Below are 22,742 nucleotides of genomic sequence, written 5' to 3' on the forward strand. Positions count from 1 at the left end.
TTTCGCCGCGGCGGCCAGCCCGGTGGTTAACGCCCCCCTGCGGCCTGGGCCCGGAAATCGCCAGGCGCCATGCCATAGGCGGCGTTGAAGACCCGGTAATAGGTCGCCAGGCTCTCGAAACCGCAGGCGCTGGCGATGTCGGCGATCAGCCGCTCCGGCGCTTCGCGCATCAAGCGGCGGCTTCTCTTCAGCCGCTCTTCCGTCACGGTCTGGGAGAAGCTGCGGTCGGCGACCTCGAACAGCATGTGCAAATGGCGCACGGAGACGCCGAGCAAATCGGCCACCTGCGTCGGCGCCAGATCGGGGTCTTGCAGATGGCGCGCGATCAGCCGCCGCGCCAGCGAGAGGCGGGCGGTCCGGAGCGCGGCCTGTCCGCGCCGGCTGCCCGGCCTGACGATGCCGCGCTCCATTAGCGCCAGATGCCCCAAGGCCTGCACAAGCGGGACGGCGGCGGACGAACCATCAGTCGCCGCGGCCGCCTCGCCGAGGTCGGCAAAGCAGGCATCGAGCAGAGGTGCGAGAGCGGGATCGTTGAAAACCTTGGGCGCAAGCTCGCGCGTGCGCTTGTCCTCTGTCGCGAGTCCGCTGACGGGGATCTTCAGGATCCGCAGGTGGAAACCGGAAGCGCCCAGCGGCCTCGTGCGGTAGGTCAGGTCGGTATGGCTGGTGGCAAAGGTGCCATTGGCGATCGCAAAATCGTTTGTGCGCATGCCGCCGAACCAGCCGCCGCCACCGAGCTGCTGGTAGACGCAGACGCTGTCACCCGGCGCGTAGCCGATGTCGGCCTGGCTGCGCTCGACTGCATAGGACGAGGCCTTCAGCTCCACAAGGGCACCATTGCCGACCTGGCTCAGCGAGAATTTGCCGTAAAACTGAGCGCGGCGTTCGCGCTCGAGTTCCGCCGTGACCCCGAACAGCCCCTTGGCGCGCACCTCGCGCCAAAAGTCGAAGCGGTCGTGTGGCTCGACCTCGTCGGTGCACCAGCTATACACGGCAGCCCCTCGTCCCCAACGGAATTCCGCCCAAGAAGAAAAAGCAGATTCCACGGGAATCTGCCATAGGCCAGATAATGGAACCGCAGGACTGACCGGTTGAACCACCGTTATGGCTGGACCGACTATCACATCAACGGCGTAAGGGTCCGCATGGAGCCATCGGGGAGCCGTTCTGTGACAGGAATATTACGATGACGCGTCGTGCTTTCAGAGTTTTGGCGGCGCTTGGCTTGGCGGCGAGCCTCTGCGGTTTCGTGAGTGCCGCACATGCCGAAAAGCGCGTCGCGCTCGTCGTCGGCAACAACGACTACAAGAACGTCCCCAAGCTCCTGAAGGCCGTCAACGACGCCCGCACCATGGGCGATACGTTGAAGCAGCTCGGCTTCACCGTGATGGTCGCCGAAAACCAGAACCGTCAGCAATTCTCCGAGACGCTGCTCGCCTTCGACCGGGCGATCGAGCCCGGCGACACCGCGTTCTTCTTCTACGCCGGCCACGGTTTCGAGATCGCGGGCCAGAACTATCTGTTGCCGACCGACGTGCCGGCGGCGACGGAAGGCCAGGAAGAGCTGGTGCGCGACGCTTCCATTCTCGCCGACCGTGTCGTCGAGCGGCTCCAGAACAAGAAGGCGCGCACCTCGATCCTGGTGTTCGACGCCTGCCGCAACAATCCGTTCGAGCGTAGCGGCACGCGCGCAGTCGCCGGCGGTGGCGGGCTTGCGCCGATGACGCAGCTGCCCGAAGGCGTGTTCTCGGTGTTCTCGGCAGGCCCGCGGCAGACCGCGCTCGATCGCCTCTCCAACGACGATGCCAATCCCAATTCGGTGTTCACGCGCACCTTCGCCAAGGAACTGCTGCAGCCCGGCGAGAACCTCGTGCAGGTCGCACAGCACACGCGCCGCCTCGTCAGCGAGATGGCCGATACCGTCAAGCACAAGCAGGTGCCGGTCTATTTCGACCAGATGGTCGACGACGTTTTCCTCAGCGGTGCCGCGAAGGACACTGCGGCCGCGGCCGCGCGTCCGGCCGACCCGCCGCCGCAGAAGGTCGCGGCGCTGCCGCCGGTCTCGGTGCCGCGCGTGCCAAAGGAGGAGACCACCAACGCGCCGATCGCGAGCTTCTCGCGCCACAATGGCGGCTGGAGCGTGACGTTCTCCTTCGCCGATCCCACGCTCGGGGTGTCCTGGCGCATGGCCGGCAGCGGTGATTTCCGCGAGACCGGCTTCATGGACACGCTCGATCCGCGCACGCGCAAGCGGATGCCGAATCCGTCGATCGAGCTGCCCCCGGACGCGCCGGCCGGCACCATCGAGGTCCGCTACGTCGATGCTTCCGGCGACATGCAGGGTCCGTTCCCGATCAAGTTCGATCCCGAAGCGGCGTTGGTCCGCGATCAGCGCAAGATCCTCGACATGACCGCCACGAGCTGGTTGTCGTTCCGAGAGTTCAACGGGCTGCTGGTCTATTACACGCATCTCGTGTCGTACCGCTGCGCGATCCGCGAGGTGCGCATCGGCATCGATACGGCGGTGCCGGACAAGGTGCTGAAGCTGCCGCCATGCGATCTCCGCGATCCCTCAGCGATCACGGCCGGCATGTTGCTGTACCAGAAGCTTCCGCCGACGACGCAGTTCATGTCCGTCGAATTGACCTACCGCGACGGCAGCGTGTCCGAGGTCAAGAGTTTTCGTACGGTCAACCGCAGCAACAATTGAGCGCTTTTTCAGATTGAACATGCTCCCGACGCTCGCCGGCGCTACAATCTAGCTAGCCGATGCAGCATGAGAGTCGGGTCATGGACACAGTCACGCCGGATCAACCCGCATCGCGCGTTCGAAAAGTCCGTTGCTGCATCGTCGGCGGTGGGCCGGCCGGCATGATGCTCGGCTATCTGCTGGGGCGTGCCGGCATCGATGTCGTGGTGCTGGAGAAGCATGCCGATTTCTTCCGCGATTTTCGCGGCGACACCGTGCATCCCTCGACGCTCCAGGTGATGGACGAACTCGGCCTGATCGACGGCTTCCTCAAGCTGCCGCATCAGCGGTTGCAGAAGATGGACGGTCTGTTCGGCGGCACCAAGGTGCGGATCGCCGATCTCAGCCGGTTGAATACGAAGTACCCCTTCATCGCCTTCATGCCGCAGTGGGATTTTCTCAATTTCCTGCGCGAGGCGGGCCGACGCTTCGCCTCGCTCGAGGTGCTGATGAGCACCGAGGCCGTCGACCTGATCCGCCGCGGCGATGCCATCGCCGGCGTGCGCGCCATGACGACCGACGGCATCGTCGACATCGAGGCCGATCTCACCATCGCCTGCGACGGCCGGCATTCGACGGTGCGCGAACGCGCGGGTCTCAGCGTCGAGGAGATCGGCGCGCCGATGGACGTGCTCTGGTTTCGCGCCGGCCGCAAGCCGGACGAGACCGAAAACCTGTTTGCGCGGATCGAGCCCGGCAAGATGATGGTCACGTTCGATCGCGGCGAATACTGGCAGTGCGCCTATGTCATCGCCAAGGGACAATACGATGCGGTGAAGACGAGGGGATTGCAGGCGCTGCTCGACGACGTCGTGCGCATGGCGCCGGTCCTGCGATCCGGAATTGCCGAGGTGAGGAGTTTTGACGACGTCAAGCTTCTCACGGTCGCGATCAATCGCCTGAGCCGCTGGGCGCGGCCTGGCTTGCTCTGCATCGGCGACGCCGCGCATGCGATGTCGCCGATCGGCGGCGTCGGCGTCAATCTTGCCGTGCAGGATGCGGTCGCGACCGCAAACCTGCTCGCGGACGGGCTGACTCGCGGCTGTCCATCGGAGGATGAGCTCGATGCCGTGCGGCGCCGCCGTGAATTCCCGGTGAAGATGACGCAGGCGATGCAAGTGATCGTGCAGAACCACATCATCAGCGGAGCGCTGCAGGGCGGCGATCGTCCGCTCAAGGTGCCGCTGCTGCTGCGTTTGATCTCCGCATGGCCATGGCTTCAGGGGATTCCGGCACGCTTCCTTGCGCTCGGTGTGCGGCCCGAGCATGTGCATTCGAAGGCCGCGCCGGCGTCGTAGCGCAGGGATTTGGTAGGGATAATGTCGCGTTAAATCGCGCGCTTGGCGTTGCGTTCGTGCAACAGCACATCCGGATTCAAAGGCCGCGATGCGCCAATCCGGGGCCTTAACTTTCTTGATTCAAATTTGAGTAAGAACTGCGTGTGAGCGTGCGCCCATCAAAGGACACGGGGTGTACCATGCGTAACAAATTGATTGCTGCCTTCGCCTGCACGACCGCTCTGGTTTCGACAGGCGCGGCTTCCGCCGCCGATCTCGCCGCGCGTCCCTACACCAAGGCGCCCGCTTATATCGAGCCGCTGTTCAACTGGACCGGCTTCTATGTCGGTGGCCACATCGGTGGCGCCTGGACCAATGAGCAGTTCATCAACAATGGCGTCGGCGCGCCGTTCGGCGATCTGACGCCGGGCCAGGGCTATCGTCAGCGTGGTGCCGGCATTATGGGCGGCGCCCAGATCGGCTACAACTGGCAAGCCAACAACTACGTGTTCGGCATGGAAGGCACGATCTCCGGCCTCGACAACAAGGGCACCGTCGCGAACAACGCGTTCGGCGCGCGCGACGACGTGTTCACCTGGCGTGCGAACGTCCTTGCGACCGTCGTCGGCCGCGCCGGCTTCGCGGTCCAGAACAACCTGTTCTACATCAAGGGCGGCTATGCCGGCGTGAACAACCGTCTGTCGGTGACCGACACGGTCGGCCCGGCGACGGGCAACGGCGGTCAGACCCACTGGGCCAACGGCTGGACCGTGGGCGCCGGCTGGGAATACGGCATCACCCGCAACTGGATCGTCGGCCTCGAGTACAATTACGCGGCCTTCGGCAGCCAGACCTATCAGCTCGGCGGCACCTCGGGGAACTACAGCTTCGATGCCAAGCCGCGTGACATCCAGTGGGCCGTCGTCCGCGCGAGCTACAAGTTCGACGCGCCGGTCATCGCCCGCTACTGAGACTTCAACGAAGGCGTCATAAGAAACGAAGGCCCCGGGGTCACTCCCCGGGGCTTTTCGTTCGACGATTCGGGATGTTGATCGCCCGTCGCCGAACGAACGTGGGTGTAGATGGGCGATCAGAAATATGACCGTCTAAGTGCATATAAATGCAGTCATCTGATCACAAGTGCACACTTATGTGGCGCGTCGGCAACGCTCGGGAAGAAACGGAAAGGGAACCGGGCTCGGTGCGGCATTTCCGCTAGTCCTGCGCGAATGGCTGTCCATAAATGCGAGCTGGTCGGTTCTAACGTTGGGGATTGGCAATGAAAAAGCATTTTGGGTGGGCGCTCGCGTCGATCGTCTCGCTGGCTGCCATGGGGCAGGCGATGGCGGCAGATCTTGCGGCGCGGCCTTACGTGAAGGCGCCGCCTCCGGTTGTCGCGGTCTATAATTGGACCGGCTTCTATATCGGTGTGAACGGCGGCGGCGGCTGGGGCCGGTCGCGTTATGACTTCGTCAATGTCGGCACCTCAACCGGAAATTACGATGTGTCGGGCGGCCTTGCGGGCGGCACCGTTGGCTACAACTATCAGGCTGGGCAGTGGGTCGTTGGTGCCGAAGGCGATATCGACTGGTCCGACGTGCGTGGCACCAACGGCAATCGCAGTGCCACCGCTGTTTGTAACGGTCCTGTCGCGGCCGGTGGTACCGGATTCGCCTGCGCCACCGAGAACAGCTGGATCGGTACGGTTCGCGGCCGCGTCGGCTTCGCCGTCAATAACGTGCTGTTCTTCGGCACGGGCGGCGTCGCCTTCGGTGACGTGAAGGCGCGCATCACCAGCGATCCCGGCTTTGCCACCTTCGGCGGCGCGACCTCCACCCGGGTTGGCTGGACGGCTGGCGCGGGCATCGAGTGGGGCTTCCTGCCGAACTGGAGCCTCAAGGGTGAGTATCGCTACGTCGATCTCGGCAGCTTCACTTGTGCCCCGCAGACGGTTGCCGGCGGTGCGGGTTGCAGCGGCGTGACCCCGACCTCGGTCAACTTCCGTGAGAACATCGGCCTGGTCGGCATCAATTATCGCTTCGGCGGCCCGGTGGTCGCGCGGTACTGATTTCTCCCGGCGAAAGCCACTCAAAAGCCCCGGCGCGAGCCGGGGCTTTTTTCATGCGACGAGCGTTGGCTTACGCCATCACCGAGAAGCCGCCGTCGACGGGGATCGCAGTGCCCGTGACGAAATTCGAGGCTGGCGAGGCGAGGAATACGGCGATGCCGGCGAAGTCGTCGATGTCGCCCCAGCGCCCTGCGGGAGTGCGCGCCAGCACGCGCTCGTGCAGGCCCGACACCTGCTTCCGCGCGCCGCGGGTGAGATCGGTATCGATCCAGCCCGGCAGGATGGCGTTGACCTGGATGTTGTCGGGCGCCCAGGCATTGGCGCAGGCGCGCGTGTACTGCACGATGCCGCCCTTGCTCGCCGCGTAAGCGGTCGCGAAGCTCGCGCCGAAGATCGACATCATCGAGCCGATATTGATCACCTTGCCGTTGCCGGACGCCTTCAGCGCCGGATAGGCCAGCTTCGAGCACAGAAAGGCGCTGGTGAGGTTGGTATTGATCACCGTATTCCACTCGTCGAGCTCGAGTTCGTGCGGCGGCTTGCGGATGCTCATTCCGGCATTGTTGATGAGGATGTCGATGCGGCCGAGTTCCTTGACGACACGCTCGACCATCGCGGCGATCGCCGCCTTGTCGGTGACGTCGGTGGTGACGGCAATCGCCTTCACGCCGCGCGCTTTGAGATCGGCAACAGCAGCGGCCGACTTGGTTTCGTTGCGTCCGACCACGGCGATATCGGCGCCGGCGTCCGCAAGCCCGTGCGCGAGGCCGAGACCGATGCCGCCATTGCCTCCTGTGACGATCGCGACCTTGCCGCGGAGATCGAACCGGTTGGATGTCATGCTTTCACTTCCTGGTTTCTTTTATTGGTTGCTTTGCCAGATCAGTACCAGCCCGAAGCCTGCCATGGCGGCGCCATAGCCGGCCCATTGCAGCTGGTTGATCATGAAGCTCGATCGGGGCCAGGCGACGGTGCCCGTGCCTTGTCCGATCCAGAGCAGCCCGATGGCGAGGGCAAACAGGCCTGCGATCAGCAGAAATCTGCGCATGCATTCCTCCCCATTGGGCCGCTTCCGTCGTAGCCTGCGGCATCAACCATCGCCGCGGGTCACGAAAACTTCCCACGAGAGTAGCCGTAGCTTCGGTTCAGATACAATGGCTGCGGACGCAAGGCCGCGGGGAGGACGCATGTCCGCGCTCGCCGGCGCTTACCGGTCGCTGAAGGCGAGTGTCGCGCGTTAGCAAGGGGTCCCAGAACGAAAAAGCCCCGGCGATGCCGGGGCTTTGACGTCTGAAGTTCAGATAAGATCAGTACTTGGCGACGACCGGGCCGGTCCAGTTGAAGCGGTAGACCAGCGAGGTCGAGATCGTCTGGTTCCAGCTGTTGGCGCGGATGCTGTTGATGCCGGTCGGCAGGTTGGTGACGTTCGAAATCTCGTCCCGGGTCTTGGCGTCGTAGAAGGCCGAACGGTATTCGGTCTTCATGAACCAGCCGGGCGAGGAGATGCCGAAAATGTTCAGGCTGTTCTCGACACCGCCGCCGACGAACCAGCCGTTGCGGTTGTAGCCGTTCAGGTGAACGCCGCTCGGGCCGCCAGCCAGAGTCGTGAAGTTGGTGCTGCCGAAGTGGGCGCCAGAGTAACCGCCGTTGACGTAGGAGAGAACGTTCGGAGCGACCAGCCAGCCGAGGCGCACGCCGGCGGCCCAGGAGTCTTCCAGCTTCTGGTTGCCGGTGAGGCCGAGGATCGGATCCTGCACGGTGGAGCGGATGCTGCCGAACTGACCATCGGCGAACACACCGGCGACCCAGGTGCTGTTGAACTGCCAGTCGTAGCCGAGACCGACGGTGCCGAACCAGCCCGAACCACCCTGACGCTGGGTGATGGTCAGCGGAACCGCGCCGACGGTCGACTGAACGGACTGGTCGGAGTTCGAGAGGCCGCCACCGCCACCGCCGAACACGTAGAAGCCGGTCCAGTTGGCGACGGGCGCCACAACCGGTGCCTTGACGTAGGGACGGGCCGCAAGGTCAGCCGCCGAAGCCGAACCGGTCATCGCCGCAACCGCGGTCAGTGCGAGCACAATCTTCTTCATGATAAAATCCCCAACCTTGGTCCGTAGCAGGCGCGAGCGCTCTGAAGTCCGTGTGATCTGATGCCCGAACTATAGACGGTTCTTGCCGAAATGCTGTTGCAGGGCAGGCACAGTCGCCGGAAAACGCCCGCCAGCCTGGGTTTGAGGCGCCGTCGCCGAATTATCGAAAAGTGACGTAATTTCAATGTATTACGCTGGTCCCGGCATCATCTGTCCGGGTAGGGTTTTGTTAGGAATTCGCCTTTGTCCGAAACGGAGGCAATCTTGCAGCCCTTGGTTTGCCGACCGGCCGGTGTGAGTCGTTGGCCGAGTCGCGCGTTCGAGAGGTGAAATGCTGCGGATGAAGCGGTCGTCAGAGGCTCGATCGTCCATCCCAAAACGAAAAAGCCCCGGCCTCGGGCCGGGGCTTTTCAAGGGAATCGCCGAATTAGACGTCGAGCAGCTCGTCGCTGGCGAACTCGGCCTTGTCGGAGATGAAGGCAAAGCGTGCCTCGGCCTTTGTGCCCATCAGGCGCTCAACCGAATCCGCCGTGGTGTCACGGTCATCGGGCAGCAGCACCACCTTGAGCAGCGTCCGCTTGCTCGGATCCATGGTGGTTTCCTTGAGCTGTGCCGGCATCATCTCACCGAGGCCTTTGAAGCGGTTCACCTCGACCTTGGCGTTGGCGTTGAACGCGCTCTTGATCAGCTCTTCCTTGTGCTTGTCGTCGCGCGCGTAGACCGATTTCTGGCCGTGGGTCAGCTTGTAGAGCGGCGGCACCGCGAGGAAGAGATGCCCTTCGTCGATCAGCTTCGGCATTTGGCGGTAGAAGAACGTGATCAGCAGCGAAGCGATATGCGCGCCGTCGACGTCGGCGTCGGTCATGATGATGATGCGTTGATAGCGCAGATCCTCTTCCCGATATTGCAGGAGCTGGCCGCAGCCGATCGCCTGCACGAGGTCGGAGAGCTGCGCGTTCGCGGTCAGCTTGTCCTTGCCGGCGGAGGCGACGTTGAGAATCTTGCCGCGCAACGGCAGCACCGCTTGCGTCTTGCGGTCGCGCGCCTGCTTGGCGCTGCCGCCGGCCGAGTCACCTTCGACGATGAACAGCTCGGAGCCGTCGGTGCCGGCGTCGGTGCAGTCGGCGAGCTTGCCCGGAAGGCGGAGCTTCTTACCGGCCGTCTTGCGCGCGGTTTCCTTTTCCTGGCGGCGGCGCAGCCGTTCCTCGGCGCGGTCGATGACGAAATCGAGCAGCCGGTTGGCCATGTTCGGATTGCCCGACAGCCAATGGTCGAACGGATCCTTCATTGCCTGCTCGACGATGCGCTGCGCTTCGGCTGTGGCGAGACGATCCTTGGTCTGGCCCTGGAATTCAGGCTCGCGCACGAACACCGACAGCATCACGGCGGCGCCCACCATCACGTCTTCCGAGGTGATGGACGAAGCGCGCTTGCCCTGGCCGACGCGCTCGGCGTGATCCTTCAGGCCGCGCAACAGCGCGCTGCGCAGGCCGGATTCGTGCGTGCCGCCATCGGGCGTCGGCACGGTGTTGGTGTAGGAGGAGAGGAAGCCGTCGGCATCCGCGGTCCAGGCCACGGCCCATTCGCAGGCGCCATGCGCGCCGTTGCGGCCCGACTTGCCGGAGAAGATGTCGGGATGCACCAGCGTGTCGGCGTGGATCGCGGCCGCCAGATAGTCCTTCAAGCCGCCGGGGAAGTGGAAGGTTGCTTCCGGCGGAACATCCTCGACGCCCTTGAGCAGCTCGGGCGCGCAGTTCCAGCGAATCTCGACGCCGCCGAACAGATAGGCCTTGGAGCGCGTCATCTTGAACAGGCGCTGCGGCTTGAACGCGGCCTTGGCGCCAAAGATGTCGGTGTCGGGCTTGAACCGCACGCGCGTGCCGCGGCGGTTGTTGACCTTGCCGAGATCCTCGAGCTTGCCCTTGGGATGGCCGCGCTCGAACGTCATGCGATGCAGCTTCTGGCCGCGCGCGACCTCGACCTCGAGCCGCGAGGAGAGCGCGTTCACCACGGAGATGCCGACGCCGTGCAGACCGCCCGAGGTCTCGTAGACCTTGCTGTCGAACTTGCCGCCCGAATGCAGCGTGCACATGATGACTTCAAGCGCCGACTTCTTCGGAAACTTCGGATGCGGATCGATCGGGATGCCGCGACCGTTATCGGTGACCGTCAGGAAGCCGTCGGCGCTGAGCTCGACGCCGATGAAGGTCGCGTGCCCGGCCAGCGCCTCATCCATCGAGTTGTCGATGACCTCGGCGAAGAGGTGATGCAGCGCCTTCTCGTCAGTGCCGCCGATATACATGCCCGGTCGGCGCCGGACCGGTTCCAGGCCTTCGAGCACCTCGATGTCGGCTGCGGTGTAGTCGGCTTCCCCGCCGGTTCCGCGCGGTGCTGCCTTCGCGGCGGCTGTGCGCCCCCTCGGCTCAGTGTCGTCGAATAAACCGTCTTTGCTTTTTGTTTTCAACTGCTTGGACATATATCTTGATGAGCTTTGAGGGCCGCGCAAGCGGCGAATCGGTTGGCCTGACTATGCCACTTCTGGCCTCGAAAGGTTACCGCAGGGCAGGCCGGGCGCTGTGGGGTGGGAGCTAATCCCGGCGAATTTACGCCGCAAGCTAACCAAGTGCCGGCAATTTGACGCGCCGATCCGTACAAGCCGGGTTTTGTGACTTGATGTCACACAAGCCATTGGCTTACCAGTCTTTTCCATCTGACAGGACCTCGAGACGGGGCGGGAAGGCTATTCTGGAATGGAGCAGTATGCGCACGCACTGGCCGATTTCGTGCGCCTTCACCAGGCCTGGGCTGCTCCGATCGTGCTCCTGCTGGCGTTCGGGGAATCGCTGGCTTTCATCTCGCTGTTGATTCCGGCCTGGGGCGCGCTGGTCGCCATCGGCGCGCTGATCGGGGCGAGCGGCATCAGCTTCTATCCGATCTGGATTGCCGGCGCGATCGGTGCTGCCCTCGGCGACTGGGTCTCCTACTGGTTCGGCTACCGTTACAAGGAGAAGGTCGCGCAGATGTGGCCGCTCTCGCGCTATCCGGAAATCCTGCCCAAGGGCGAGGCCTTCGTGCGGAGCTGGGGCATGCCCAGCATCTTCATCGGCCGCTTCTTCGGCCCCTTGCGCGCCTCCGTGCCGCTTGCGGCCGGCATTTTCGAGATGCCTTACTGGAGCTTTCAGGCTGCCAATTTCGTCTCCGCATTGGTCTGGTCGGCGGCGCTCCTGTTGTTCGGCGATGTGATCGCGACGATCATGGAATGGCTCTGGCGGGTGATCTGACGCCGCGAACCTTGACGGGAACCGCATCTCGCCTTATAGCCGCGCGCCATGATCAACGCCGCGACCATCCTGTTCGCCCGTCGCCGCCGCCGCTCTTTAGCGGTTTGGGCGGTCGATCGCGTTTGAGATCATCGTCTTTGCCGCTGGATCCGATCCGCGGCATTCTCTCTCCTGTCAGCGCGATCTGATCCGGCGGCCCCCAAGGAGGCCCAGCAGGAGACCACGATGTACACACCACCCTTTTTCAAGCCGGACCGCGCCGCGAGCCTGAAATTCGCAGGCGACCGCGGTTTCGGCACCATGTGCGTCTTCGATGGCCACAAGCCGGTCGCGTCGCCGCTGCCGTTCTATTTGACCTACGCCGCCGACGGCACGCCGCAGGCCGCCTTTCATGTCGCCCGTCACAATCCGCTGGTAAAGCTTGCGAACGGCGCGACGTCCTGGCTGCTCGCGATCAACGGCCCCGATGCGTATGTATCGCCCGACTGGTACGTCTCACCGGATCAGGTGCCGACCTGGCTCTATCAGGCGGTGCATCTGAGCGGCCCGGTGCGGCCGTTGTCGGACGACGAGCTGGCGGTGCAGATCGACACGCTCAGCGACAAGTTCGAGAGCTGGCTGTTGCCGAAGACGCCGTGGACTTCGGGCAAGATGACGGCGGGCCGGTTCGAGACGTTGAAGAAGGCGATCGTGGGTCTGGTCATGACGGTTGAAGAGGTCGAAGGCAGCTTCAAGCTCAACCAGCACAAATCCGACGCCGATTACACGGCGATCGCCAATACGCTCGGCGCGCAAGCCCACGCCGACGCAAGAGAGATTTCGCAACTGATGCAGGACGCGAGGCCGGAAGCCTTCGCGAACGAAACCAACATGCTCGAAAGGAGCGCGTCATGAGCCTCGCTGAGACCACGAAAGCCCCGACCTCCGGCGCGGCCAGCAAGCCCGCCACCGTCTTCGTCGACGGCGGCTCCGGCACCACCGGGCTCGGCATCAACGAGCGGCTCAAGCTCCAGAACGACGTCGTGGTGAAGACAATCGCCGACGACAAGCGCAAGGATCCCGCGGCCAAGAAGGCGCTGATGGAGGAGGTGGATCTGGTCATCCTCTGCCTGCCTGATGATGCCGCCAAGGAGACGGTGGCGCTGATCGATAGCATGGGCGCTGCGGGGCCGAAGGTGCTGGACGCCTCGACCGCCTACCGGGTCGCGCCGGACTGGGCCTACGGTTTTCCGGAGCTGGCACCGGACCAGGCCGGCAGGATCAAGGCCGCGAAGAAGGTCTCCAATCCCGGTTGCTATCCGACCGGCGGCATCGCGCTGCTGCGGCCGATCGTCGATGCCGGCCTGTTGCCGCCTGACTATCCCATCAGCGTCAACGCGGTGAGCGGCTATTCCGGCGGCGGCAAGTCGATGATCGCGAGTTTTGAAGACGGCAGCGCACCGTCGTTCGAGCTCTATGGCCTCGGCTTCGAACACAAACATCTGCCGGAGCTGCAGCTTTATTCGAACCTGACTCGGCGGCCGATCTTCATTCCCTCGGTCGGCAACTACCGGCAGGGCATGCTGGTCTCGATCCCGCTTCAGCTTGACACGCTGCCGGGCAAGCCCAGCGGCGCGGATTTGCAGGCGGCGCTCGCCAAGCGTTACGTGGGTTCAAAATACGTCTCGGCGATGCCGCTGCAGAATGAAGCGTCAAAGGGCGGCCGGATCGAGCCGGAAGCGCTCAACGAGACCAACATGATCGAGCTCTACGTCTTCGCCAGCGACAAGTACCATCAGGCAGTTCTGGTCGCGCGGCTGGACAATCTCGGCAAGGGCGCCTCGGGCGCAGCCGTGCAGAACATGCGGCTGATGCTGGGCCTTGCCGACAATAGCTGATCGAACGTTGCTCGCGAGGCCAACCCGGTGGACGAAGCGACGCTGCGACTTTCTACCCCGGCAAGACGATCAAATGACGCCTGAAAGGTACGCGTGATGAGCTCGAAGAAGATCGGCATTCTCGACGCCTCCGGTTACACCGGGGCCGATGCGGTGCGCCTGTTGGCCCGGCATCCGAATGCCGAGATCATCGCGCTCACCGCCAACACCCACGCCGGCAAGTCGATGGGCGACGTGTTTCCGCATTTCTTCATGCTGGACCTGCCGAAACTCGTCGAATGGGAAAAGGTCGACTGGAGCAAGCTCGATGCGGTGTTCTGCGGACTACCGCACGGCACCACGCAGGAAATCATCGCCGCGGTCCTCAAGGCAAATCCCAAAATCAAGGTCCTCGACATGTCCGCCGATTTCAGGCTGCGGGACAAGAACACCTATGCGCAATGGTACGGCCATGAGCACCGGGCGCTCGAACTGCAGGGCGAAGCGGTCTATGGTCTCACCGAATTCTATCGCGAGAAGATCACGTCGGCGCGGCTGGTCGCCTGTCCCGGCTGCTATCCCACGGCAGCGCTGCTCGCGCTGGTACCGCTTGCGAAAGCCAAACTGATCGACGTCGACGACATCGTCATCGACGCGAAATCGGGTGTCACCGGCGCCGGCCGCGGGCTGAAACAGAACACGTTGTTCAGCGAGGCGGGCGAGGGGCTGTCACCCTATTCGGTCGGCACCCACCGGCACGCGCCCGAGATCGAGCAGGAGATCGGCGTCGCCGCCGGTTCCGCAGTGACGATCAACTTCACGCCGCATCTTATTCCGATGGCGCGCGGCGAACTCTGCACCTCCTACGTCAAGCTCAACGGCGCGACGCCGGACGATCTGCGAACTGTGCTGGAGCAGGCTTATGCCAACGAGCCCTTCGTGCATGTCGCCAGGAAGGGCGTGCTGCCGCAGACCCAGAATGTGCGCGGCTCCAACTATGTGCAGATCGGCGTCGTCGCCGACCGCATCAAGAACCGGGCGATCGTGATTTCCACGCTCGACAATCTGGTGAAGGGGTCGGCCGGGCAGGCGATCCAGAACATGAACCTGATGTTCGGGCTGCCCGAGACGGCGGGGCTGGAGCAGATCGCGCTGTTTCCATGACACGAGGTACTGCGGTGGACGAAGCGACCTTGCAATTCTACCGCGGCCATGCCGAGGCCTATGCCGGCTGGGCGAAGGCACCTTCGGCGCGGCTGCTTGGCTTCCTGGCCCTGCTGCCGCCGGGCGGCGCGATCCTCGAGCTCGGCTGCGGCGCCGGCAATCATTCGGCGGTGATGCTGGCCGAAGGGTTTTCGGTGCGTGCGACCGACGGCTCGCCTGAAATGGCCGAGATCGCGTCGCGGCGGCTCGATCATCCCGTCGAGGCGATGCGGTTCGATGAACTCGATGCACAACAGGCCTATGACGGCGTCTGGGCGAGCGCCTGCCTGCTGCACGTGCCGCGCGACGAACTCGCCGGAATCCTCGGACGGATTCATCGCGCGCTCAAGCCGTCAGGCGTGTTCTTCGCCAGCTACAAGATGGGTGACGGCGACGGCCGGGATAGCTTGGGGCGCTATTACAACTACGTGTCGCCCGAGTGGTTAGAGGCGACTTACGCCAGTGCGGGTCCGTGGACCACGTTGTCGTCGGAGACCTCTGTGATCCAGAGCTTTGATCAGACGCCTGCCAACATGCTCAATCTCGTCGTTCGCAAGGCCGTGGCCTGATCTTCAGGACACCGTGAAAGTCACCGGCGCTATGCGGCGATCCATTCCAGCAGCGCGTTCTGGGCGTGGAGCAGGTAGGCTTTCGCCGCCGGGCTCTGGCAGGCCCGATGCGACATCGCGTCAGTGCTGACCTCCTGGCCTCGGGTCACCGGCGGGCAGGGCAGGAAAATGACGTCGGGACGGCATCTGTCGAGCAGCGATGCCGATAGCTGATAGTCGCGCAGTTGATCCGCGCGTGCGCCTTCAAGCCAGCAGTCCGTGATGATCACATCCGCATCGTACAATGCGTCGATGTCTGTGCTGGCCTTGAACCTCGGACTTGCGATGTCCCGGACATGCCAGTCCGTCGGGTACACCTGGGTCACCTCGATCGGCAGGGCGATGGACGCTTCAACCCAGGAACGCAGGATGTTGGCATCGGGGGCAACAGCTGCGACCTTGAAGTCGCCGAGATGTCCTCGCTTGCGCCAGACATAGGCGAGGTCGCCAAGCGTCTCGCAAGGATGATTTGACCGCGTTCTTGCATTCACGACCGGCGCGGCGGCGTGCGATGCGAGCGCGTGCAAGGTCGCCAATTCCCGGGTGCGCACGACTAAAATGTCGAACCAATTGTCGAGATAGTGCGCCAGATCAGCCGTCGCCTCACTGACGTTGAACCGGATCGGCGGCTGCACGCTGATGCCGCCCATGGCCTTCACGCCGAGATCGAACGCCGTCGTATTCCGCCATCCACCATCGTCGGCAATGACCGCCACGCGCTTGCCGGCCAGGCCTTGAGGCATGGCGCGGTCGTGCCACGCCGCTGCCAGCACTTGCGCGCGGGCGATGATCGACAGGAGCGTGTCCGCGCCCAGATCGTGGAATTGGAGAAAATCCCGGCTGGAGTCGCTAGGCATCGCCGCGCATCCCGAGGACGCGCGGTCAGAAGATCTTGAAGATCGCCAGCGCCAGCACGGCCTGTGCGAGGAATCCGACCGTGAAGGCCAGCGTGCGGAATACCGGGATGCCGAGCGCATAGACGATCAGATGCGCGACGCGCGACCAGAAATAGACGACGCAGGCGAGCACCGTCCATTTCGAGGAATAGTCGATCGCGTTCAGGATCAGCACCAGCGGGGCGAACAGCACGAGGTTCTCGACCGCATTGTCGTGCGCGAACATCAGGCGGTTCGCCCACTCGGACTGCGGCTTGTCACCGCGCGAGGGATTGGCCATCGCGCCACTGAGCCCTCGAATCTGGCAGCGGTTGATAGTGTAGGGAATCCAGAGGATCCCGGTCAGGATCACCGTGCACGTCAGCCAGAACAATTCACGCGTCATAACCCGGTCCCCTCCAAATCGATGTCGTGAGCTTATACGAAAGCGCGCGCCATTGCGCTATGCGCGAACCCTGACATAGCTGCCTGGAGCGTCCTCGATCGGCGGCAACGCCTCGGTACCGACGCTGCGCGCCGGCACTTCCTCCGGATCGAGCCCGCCCAGCCATTCGCGCCAGTCCGGCCACCACGAGCCCTTGTGCTCCACCGCGCCCTTCATCCACTGGGCGACGTTGACGTCCTTGATGTTGTCGTTGGTCCAATACTGATACTTGTTCGAGGCCGGCGGATTGACCACGCCGGCGATGTGGCCGGAGCCGGACAGTACGTATTTCACGGGCCCGCCGAAAAACTGCGAGCCGTACAGCACCGATTCCGCCGGCGCGATGTGGTCCTCGCGCGTGGCGAGGTTGTAGACGGGCACCTTGACCGTGGAGAGGTCGAGCAGCGTGTTGTCGAGCACCATCGTGCCGGTCGACAACCGGTTCTCCAGATAGCAGTTGCGCAAATAATAGGAATGGTTCGCCTGGGTCATCCGCGTCGCGTCGGAATTCCAGTGCAACAGGTCGAACGCGCTCGGCTGCTGGCCCTTGAGGTAGTTGCTGACCACGTAGGACCAGATCAGGTCGTTAGAGCGCAGCATGTTGAACGCCATCGCCATCTTGGAGCCTTCGAGCACGCCGGACGCCTTCATGTCCTGCTCGAGCGCTGCGATCTGGTCCTCGTCGACGAACACGAGGAGATCGCCGGCATGGGTGAAGTCGACCTGAGCGGCAAAGAACGTCGCTGAGGTCACGCGCTGGCGCCGCTTCTCGGCGAGCCAGGCCAGCGTGGTCGCGAGCATGGTGCCGCCGACGCAATAGCCGGCGGTGTGCACCTTCATCTCGCCGGTGATCCGCTCGATCACGTCCATCGCCGCAAGCGGGCCTTCCTTCATGTAGTCTTCCCAGCCCTTGGCACCGAGCCGCTTGTCCGGATTGACCCATGAGATCACGAACACGGTGATGCCCTGGTCGACGCACCACTTGATGTAGGATTTCTCCGGCTTGAGATCGAGAATGTAGAATTTGTTGATCCAGGGCGGCACGATCAGCAGCGGCGTGCGCAGCACCTTCTCCGTGGTCGGAGAATACTGGATCAGCTGCATCATCTCGTTCTGGTAGATCACCTTGCCCGGCGTCGTCGCCATGTTGACGCCGACGACGAGGTTGTCGGGATTGGACTGACGGATCTTCAGCATGCCCTTGCCGGCAGCGATGTCCTCCGCCAGCATCGTCAGGCCGCGCGCGAGATTCTCGCCGCTGCTTGCCACCGTTTCGCGCAGCACCTCCGGATTGGTCAGCACGAAGTTCGACGGCGAGATCGCGTTGGTGACCTGCTGCATGTAGAACTCGGCCTTGCGCCGGGTCTGCGGATCGAGCCCCTCGGCATCGTGCACCAGCCCCTGCGCCCATTTGGTCGTGAGCAGATAGAGCTGCATCATGAAATCGAAGAACTGGTTCGACTTCCATTCCGGATCGGCAAAGCGCTTGTCGCGCGGCGAGGGCGCGATCGCGGGCTGAACCTCCTGGCCGGCCATTCGCCGAGCCGCCGAGCCCCACAGATCGAGGTAGTCCTTGGCGAGCTTGGTCTGGAGGTCGGACGAACGCGACTGGTCCGACAGCCAATATTCGGCGACCGACGTGAAGGTCTTGACGACTTCGGCGAGCTCGGCCGGCGGACGGTCCTGCACCTCGCCGGTCTCGCGCGGCTTCAGATACGCGGCGAGCGCCTTGCCGCCGCTCTCCATGGCCCGCGCGACATTCATCGCGAAGGCTTCCGCATCGAACTTCGTTTCAGACTTTGTCCCGGATTTGGGCGTGTCGGTCGTGGCGTTACTCATGAAGGCAACAGTAACGATTCATTCCGTATTCGTCACCGCGAAGCTCACTGGTTTCGCGCTAAACACGCACGAAGATGTGCTGCACTGCGACAAGGCTTCTTGCTTTTGTCACAATCGCGGTGCACCTCTTCAGGTGTGGGCCTTGGATGATTTCTCGCTCGTACCATTTGTGGGCAGCAATGGTTTGAGCTTGGGCAGGTTGTCGGGTTAAGCTCCCGAGAGCCTCGCATGGGACGAGTAGGGGAATTCCCAGGTGTTTGCGTTGTGGGACCTGCAAAAGTCGCGGCTTGCTGGCTGCGCGCTGCTGATGGCGGCGCTCGCGCTGGGCGGCTGTTCGAGTCAGCTCGCGGACATGTCGGCCGCCGACACGCCGGCTCATCCCAGGGAGCCCGGCGCCTATCTGCCGGTGCACGATCTGCCGCCGGATCGTGACCAGGCGATCATCCCGCCCGACCAGCGCGCCAAGATCGAGGCCGAGCTTGCGGCCGCCCGCGACCGCCAGGCCGTCGCCGCCAAAGACGCCAAATAAGGACCGCCAATTGGGCGCGGGCGGCCATCGCCGGGCGCAAGGTAATCGCTGGCGCCCCCGCCACGCCGTGCTAAAAAGACTTCAATTCAACCGAGAGTCAGGGCGAAGGAGTTCAGTCCTCGTCACCGAAATTCGCTTCAAGTATTTGTTTTTGAGCGATTTTCGTGTGCAGGGCGAGATCTCCTCGAAGGGCCGTGATCGCCCCCCGATTCTGTCCTGACCGGTTGCCCGGAGCCCAGAGAGCCATGGACGAGTTTTACCGCATCCGACGCCTTCCGCCTTACGTGTTCGAACAGGTCAACAGGGCCAAGGCGGCCGCACGGAATGCCGGCGCCGACATCATCGATCTCGGCATGGGCAATCCGGACCTGCCGGCGCCGCCGCATGTGCTGGAGAAGCTCAAGGAGACCTTGGGCAAGCCGCGCACCGATCGCTACTCGGCCTCCCGCGGCATCCCCGGCTTGCGCCGCGCCCAGGCGGCCTATTACGAGCGCCGCTTCGGCGTGAAGCTTAACCCCGACACCCAGGTCGTGGCGACCCTCGGCTCGAAGGAGGGCTTTGCCAATGTGGCGCAGGCGATCACCGCGCCCGGCGACGTCATCCTCTGTCCGAACCCGAGCTACCCGATTCATGCCTTCGGCTTTTTGATGGCAGGCGGCGTGATCCGCTCGGTGCCATCGGAGCCGACGCCGGAGTTCTTCGAGGCGGTGGAGCGGGCGATCGTGCATTCGATCCCGAAGCCCTTGGCGCTCGTCGTCTGCTATCCGTCGAACCCGACCGCCTATGTCGCGAGCCTCGACTTCTACAAGGACCTCGTCGCCTTCGCGAAGAAGCACGAGATCCTGATCCTGTCCGATCTCGCCTATGCCGAGGTCTATTTCGACGAGAGCAACCCGCCGCCCTCGGTGCTCCAGGTGCCCGGAGCCATCGACGTCACCGTCGAGTTCACCTCGATGTCGAAGACCTATTCTATGGCCGGCTGGCGCATGGGTTTTGCGGTCGGCAATGACCGCGTGATCGCGGCGCTCGCCCGTGTCAAATCCTATCTCGACTACGGTGCCTTCACGCCGGTGCAGGTGGCTGCGACCGCGGCGTTGAACGGTCCCGACGACTGCATCAAGGAGATGCGCGACACCTATCGCAAGCGCCGCGACGCGCTGGTGGAATCGTTCGGCCGCGCCGGCTGGGACATTCCGCCGCCGGAGGCCTCGATGTTCGCCTGGGTGCCGCTGCCGGAGGCGTTCCGCAGCGTCGGCAGCATGCAGTTCGCGACCCTGATGGTGGAGAAATCCGGAGTCGCGGTCTCGCCCGGCGTCGGCTTCGGCGAGCATGGCGAAGGATATGTCCGCATCGCCATGGTGGAAAACGAGCAACGGATCAGGCAGGCCGCGCGCGGCGTGCGCCGCTTCCTTGAAAGCGGCATCGAAACGTTGCACAACGTCGTTCCGCTCGCCAATCGGCGCTAATTCTCTTCTGCAGGTTCACTAAAGCATCATGGTTGCACCCCTGAAAGTGGGCATAGCGGGGCTCGGCACCGTGGGCGCCGAAGTTGTCCGTTTGATTGAAACGCAGGCGCGCGTGCTCGCGGGCCGCAGCGGCCGCGGCATCCGCGTCGTCGCCGTCACCGCGCGCTCGAAGGCCAAGAAGCGCAGCATCGATCTGCGCGGCGTTGAATGGACGAAGGATCCGATGGCGCTCGCCACGCATCCCGGCATCGACTGCTTCGTCGAGCTGATGGGCGGTGCCGGTGATCCCGCGCTCTCTGCGGTCGAGGCCGCCCTCAGTGCCGGCAAGTCGGTCGTCACCGCGAACAAGGCACTCCTCGCCAAGCACGGCCTGAAGCTGGCAAAAGCCGCCGAAAAGCATGGCGGCGCGCTGAATTTCGAGGCAGCCGTCGGTGCCGCGATCCCCGTCATTAAGACGTTGCGCGAAGGTCTAGCGGGAACCGGCATCAACCGCGTCTACGGCATCCTCAACGGCACCTGCAATTACATCCTGACCCGGATGGAGCAGGAGGGTCTGTCGTTTGCCGAGTGCCTCAAGGATGCGCAGCGGCTCGGCTATGCCGAAGCCAACCCGTCCTTCGACGTCGACGGCCACGACACCGCGCAAAAGCTTGCCATTCTCGCTAGCCTGGCTTTCGGCACGAAAGTTGCTCAGAGCGCTGTGTATGTCGAAGGCATCTCCTCCATCGCGCCGGAAGATCTGCGCGCCGCTGACGATCTCGGTTACCGGCTCAAGCTGCTCGGCGTTGCGGTTCGCACCGCCAAGGGCATCGAGCAGCGCGTGCACCCGACCATGGTTCCAAAAACCTCTTCGATCGCGCAGGTGATGGGTGTCACCAATGCGGTCACGATCGATGGCGAGGGCATTCCGCCGATCACGCTGGTCGGCCCCGGTGCCGGCGGTGCCGCGACCGCATCCGCCGTCGTCGCCGACATCGCCGACGTTGCGCGCGGGATCCGCGCCAATCCGTTCGGCCGGCCGATCGCGCAGCTGCGCGACACCAAGAAAGCGCCGATGGAGCGGCATGAGGGCGGCTACTACATCCGCCTTTTGGCGCGCGATTTCCCAGGCACCGCGGCTGCGATCGCGACCCGTCTCGCAGAGCAGAAGATTTCGATCGAGTCGATCGTGCAGCGCCATCCCAATGGCGGCGCTGCGCCGGCAAATGGCAAGGCGGTGCCCGTGCCTGTCATTCTGATCACCTATGCCACGCATGAGGACGCGGTACGCCGCGCGCTCGCCGCCGTGCAGCACGACAAGGTGATCAGCGGACGGCCGCAGGTCATCCGGATCGAGAAAAACTAGGGCATCAACACCACGGTTCGAACGAACCGCGATGTTGCGAATTGATGCGGCGAACGTCCGCAGAGAGCTGTTGAAGGAGTTAGCCAGATGTCGACCCATATTTCAGTGCCGCCGCATGCGTTGCTCGAGCGTATTCTCACGCTGGAGATCGTGCGTGTGACGGAGCGGGCGGCGGTGTCCTCGGCGCGGTTGCGCGGGCACGGGCAGGAGAAGGCCGCTGACCAGGCGGCCGTCGACGCGATGCGCCGCGAGCTCAACAAGCTGCCGATCCAGGGCACCATCGTGATCGGCGAAGGCGAGCGCGACGAGGCGCCGATGCTCTTCATCGGCGAGAAGGTTGGCGTGAACGCGGGTCCGGAAGTCGATATCGCGGTCGACCCGCTCGAAGGCACCACGCTGTGCGCCAAGAACATGCCGGGCTCGATCGCCACCATGGCGATGGCCGATGGCGGTACGCTGCTGCACGCCCCCGACGTCTACATGCAGAAGCTCGCGATCGGTCCAGGCTACGACAAGGGTGTCGTCGAGCTCGACGCGACGCCGGCTGAAAACGTCCGCCGTCTCGCCAAGGCCAAGGGTGTCCAGCCTGACGGCATCACCGTGCTCGTGCTCGACCGTCCGCGCCATGCCAGCATCATCGAGAGCGTGCGCTCGACGGGAGCTGCCGTGCGCCTGATCACCGACGGCGACGTCGCCGGCGTGATCCATTGCGCCGACCCCGACAACACAGGCGTCGACATGTATCTCGGCACCGGTGGCGCGCCGGAAGGCGTGCTTGCGGCCGTGGCGCTGCGTTGCATCGGCGGCCAGATGCAGTGCCGCCTGATCCTCGATTCCGACGAGAAGCGCGAGCGCGCAGCCAAGATGGGCGTCAACGATCCCAAGATGATCTACGGCATCGAGGACATGGCGCGCGGCGACTGCCTGTTCGCGGCGACCGGCGTCACCACGGGCTCGCTGCTCTCGGGCGTCAAGTTCCGCAAGGATGGCGTGATCGAGACCGAGACGGTGGTGATGCGCTCCGTCACCGGCACCGTGCGCTACATCAAGGCCGAGCACCGCGAGCTCGCCAAGTTCCATTTGGACTGACACGCTCCGTCATTCCGGG

21 protein-coding genes are annotated in these 22,742 nt (G+C 63.9%); 13 read left to right on the forward strand and 8 right to left on the reverse strand.

Annotation, left to right across the window (positions count from 1 at the left end):
• Positions 1-26 precede the first annotated feature (26 nt).
• Entirely contained in the window at positions 27-992 is a 966-nt protein-coding gene (locus ACLFLU_RS21115; RefSeq protein WP_426406809.1) for a helix-turn-helix transcriptional regulator, read from the reverse strand.
• A gap of 194 nt (positions 993-1,186) precedes the next feature.
• Here ACLFLU_RS21115 and ACLFLU_RS21120 point away from each other — a divergent pair, with 194 nt between their 5' ends.
• From ACLFLU_RS21120 to ACLFLU_RS21135, 4 genes are all read left to right on the forward strand, one after another.
• Positions 1,187-2,710 carry a caspase family protein gene (locus ACLFLU_RS21120; RefSeq protein ID WP_426406810.1) on the forward strand — a complete coding sequence of 508 codons (1,524 nt, stop codon included), beginning with the start codon at positions 1,187-1,189 and terminating at the stop codon, positions 2,708-2,710.
• A gap of 80 nt (positions 2,711-2,790) precedes the next feature.
• On the forward strand, positions 2,791-4,047 hold the full coding sequence (locus ACLFLU_RS21125) for an FAD-dependent oxidoreductase (RefSeq protein ID WP_426406811.1): 1,257 nt from the start codon (positions 2,791-2,793) through the stop codon (positions 4,045-4,047).
• A gap of 179 nt (positions 4,048-4,226) precedes the next feature.
• A complete protein-coding gene (locus ACLFLU_RS21130) occupies positions 4,227-4,997 on the forward strand; it encodes an outer membrane protein (RefSeq protein WP_426406812.1) in 771 nt (256 codons plus the stop codon).
• Between the two features lie 308 nt (positions 4,998-5,305).
• Positions 5,306-6,094 carry an outer membrane protein gene (locus tag ACLFLU_RS21135; RefSeq protein WP_426406813.1) on the forward strand — a complete coding sequence of 263 codons (789 nt, stop codon included), beginning with the start codon at positions 5,306-5,308 and terminating at the stop codon, positions 6,092-6,094.
• A gap of 70 nt (positions 6,095-6,164) precedes the next feature.
• On the opposite strand, the gene ACLFLU_RS21140 is transcribed toward ACLFLU_RS21135, so the two are convergent.
• The 4 genes from ACLFLU_RS21140 to parE all read right to left on the reverse strand — a co-directional run bounded on the left by ACLFLU_RS21140 (position 6,165) and on the right by parE (position 10,663).
• Complete coding sequence (locus ACLFLU_RS21140; protein WP_426406814.1) at positions 6,165-6,935, reverse strand: SDR family NAD(P)-dependent oxidoreductase; 771 nt, start codon at positions 6,933-6,935, stop codon at positions 6,165-6,167.
• 21 nt (positions 6,936-6,956) lie between these two features.
• Entirely contained in the window at positions 6,957-7,142 is a 186-nt protein-coding gene (locus ACLFLU_RS21145) for a hypothetical protein (protein ID WP_426406815.1), read from the reverse strand.
• A gap of 259 nt (positions 7,143-7,401) precedes the next feature.
• Positions 7,402-8,187, reverse strand: coding sequence for an outer membrane protein (locus ACLFLU_RS21150; protein ID WP_426406816.1), 786 nt, complete (start codon positions 8,185-8,187; stop codon positions 7,402-7,404).
• Positions 8,188-8,614: 427 nt separating this feature from the next.
• The gene (gene parE / locus ACLFLU_RS21155) at positions 8,615-10,663 is read right to left on the reverse strand and encodes a DNA topoisomerase IV subunit B (RefSeq protein ID WP_426406817.1); all 2,049 of its coding nucleotides are present in this window, start codon (positions 10,661-10,663) and stop codon (positions 8,615-8,617) included.
• Positions 10,664-10,937: 274 nt separating this feature from the next.
• Here parE and ACLFLU_RS21160 point away from each other — a divergent pair, with 274 nt between their 5' ends.
• The 5 genes from ACLFLU_RS21160 (at position 10,938) to ACLFLU_RS21180 (ending at position 15,096) form a co-directional block, all read left to right on the forward strand.
• Positions 10,938-11,468, forward strand: a complete 531-nt coding sequence (locus ACLFLU_RS21160) for a DedA family protein (RefSeq protein WP_426406818.1) — start codon at positions 10,938-10,940, stop codon at positions 11,466-11,468.
• Positions 11,469-11,693: 225 nt separating this feature from the next.
• Positions 11,694-12,362 (forward strand): FMN-binding negative transcriptional regulator, encoded by a 669-nt coding sequence (locus ACLFLU_RS21165; RefSeq protein WP_426406819.1) that lies wholly within the window; start codon positions 11,694-11,696, stop codon positions 12,360-12,362.
• On the forward strand, positions 12,359-13,345 hold the full coding sequence (gene argC, locus ACLFLU_RS21170) for an N-acetyl-gamma-glutamyl-phosphate reductase (protein ID WP_426406820.1): 987 nt from the start codon (positions 12,359-12,361) through the stop codon (positions 13,343-13,345). The genes ACLFLU_RS21165 and argC (ACLFLU_RS21170) overlap by 4 nt, the downstream gene beginning before the upstream one ends.
• Before the next feature lie 96 nt (positions 13,346-13,441).
• Positions 13,442-14,488, forward strand: a complete 1,047-nt coding sequence (gene argC / locus ACLFLU_RS21175; RefSeq protein ID WP_426406821.1) for an N-acetyl-gamma-glutamyl-phosphate reductase — start codon at positions 13,442-13,444, stop codon at positions 14,486-14,488.
• Positions 14,489-14,502: 14 nt separating this feature from the next.
• Entirely contained in the window at positions 14,503-15,096 is a 594-nt protein-coding gene (locus ACLFLU_RS21180; RefSeq protein ID WP_426406822.1) for a class I SAM-dependent methyltransferase, read from the forward strand.
• Between the two features lie 29 nt (positions 15,097-15,125).
• Here ACLFLU_RS21180 and ACLFLU_RS21185 read toward each other — a convergent pair whose 3' ends face one another.
• Genes ACLFLU_RS21185 through ACLFLU_RS21195 form a run of 3 tightly spaced genes read right to left on the reverse strand, consistent with a single transcriptional unit; the run spans position 15,126 to position 18,294 of the window.
• Positions 15,126-15,992, reverse strand: a complete 867-nt coding sequence (locus ACLFLU_RS21185) for an ornithine carbamoyltransferase (protein ID WP_426406823.1) — start codon at positions 15,990-15,992, stop codon at positions 15,126-15,128.
• 25 nt (positions 15,993-16,017) lie between these two features.
• Positions 16,018-16,416: an MAPEG family protein gene (locus ACLFLU_RS21190; RefSeq protein WP_426406824.1), complete on the reverse strand. Its 399-nt coding sequence runs from the start codon at positions 16,414-16,416 to the stop codon at positions 16,018-16,020.
• Between the two features lie 57 nt (positions 16,417-16,473).
• Positions 16,474-18,294 (reverse strand): PHA/PHB synthase family protein, encoded by a 1,821-nt coding sequence (locus ACLFLU_RS21195; protein ID WP_426406825.1) that lies wholly within the window; start codon positions 18,292-18,294, stop codon positions 16,474-16,476.
• A gap of 253 nt (positions 18,295-18,547) precedes the next feature.
• On the opposite strand from ACLFLU_RS21195, the gene ACLFLU_RS21200 reads away from it, so the two are divergent.
• From ACLFLU_RS21200 to glpX, 4 genes are all read left to right on the forward strand, one after another.
• Entirely contained in the window at positions 18,548-18,823 is a 276-nt protein-coding gene (locus tag ACLFLU_RS21200) for a hypothetical protein (RefSeq protein WP_426406826.1), read from the forward strand.
• 245 nt (positions 18,824-19,068) lie between these two features.
• Entirely contained in the window at positions 19,069-20,289 is a 1,221-nt protein-coding gene (locus tag ACLFLU_RS21205; protein WP_426406827.1) for an LL-diaminopimelate aminotransferase, read from the forward strand.
• 28 nt (positions 20,290-20,317) lie between these two features.
• Positions 20,318-21,634: a homoserine dehydrogenase gene (locus tag ACLFLU_RS21210; RefSeq protein WP_426406828.1), complete on the forward strand. Its 1,317-nt coding sequence runs from the start codon at positions 20,318-20,320 to the stop codon at positions 21,632-21,634.
• Between the two features lie 87 nt (positions 21,635-21,721).
• Positions 21,722-22,723, forward strand: a complete 1,002-nt coding sequence (gene glpX, locus ACLFLU_RS21215) for a class II fructose-bisphosphatase (protein WP_426406829.1) — start codon at positions 21,722-21,724, stop codon at positions 22,721-22,723.
• Positions 22,724-22,742: the final 19 nt, after the last annotated feature.

This window comes from Bradyrhizobium ganzhouense (genome assembly GCF_049949285.1).
Classification (GTDB): Bacteria; Pseudomonadota; Alphaproteobacteria; order Rhizobiales; family Xanthobacteraceae; genus Bradyrhizobium; species Bradyrhizobium ganzhouense.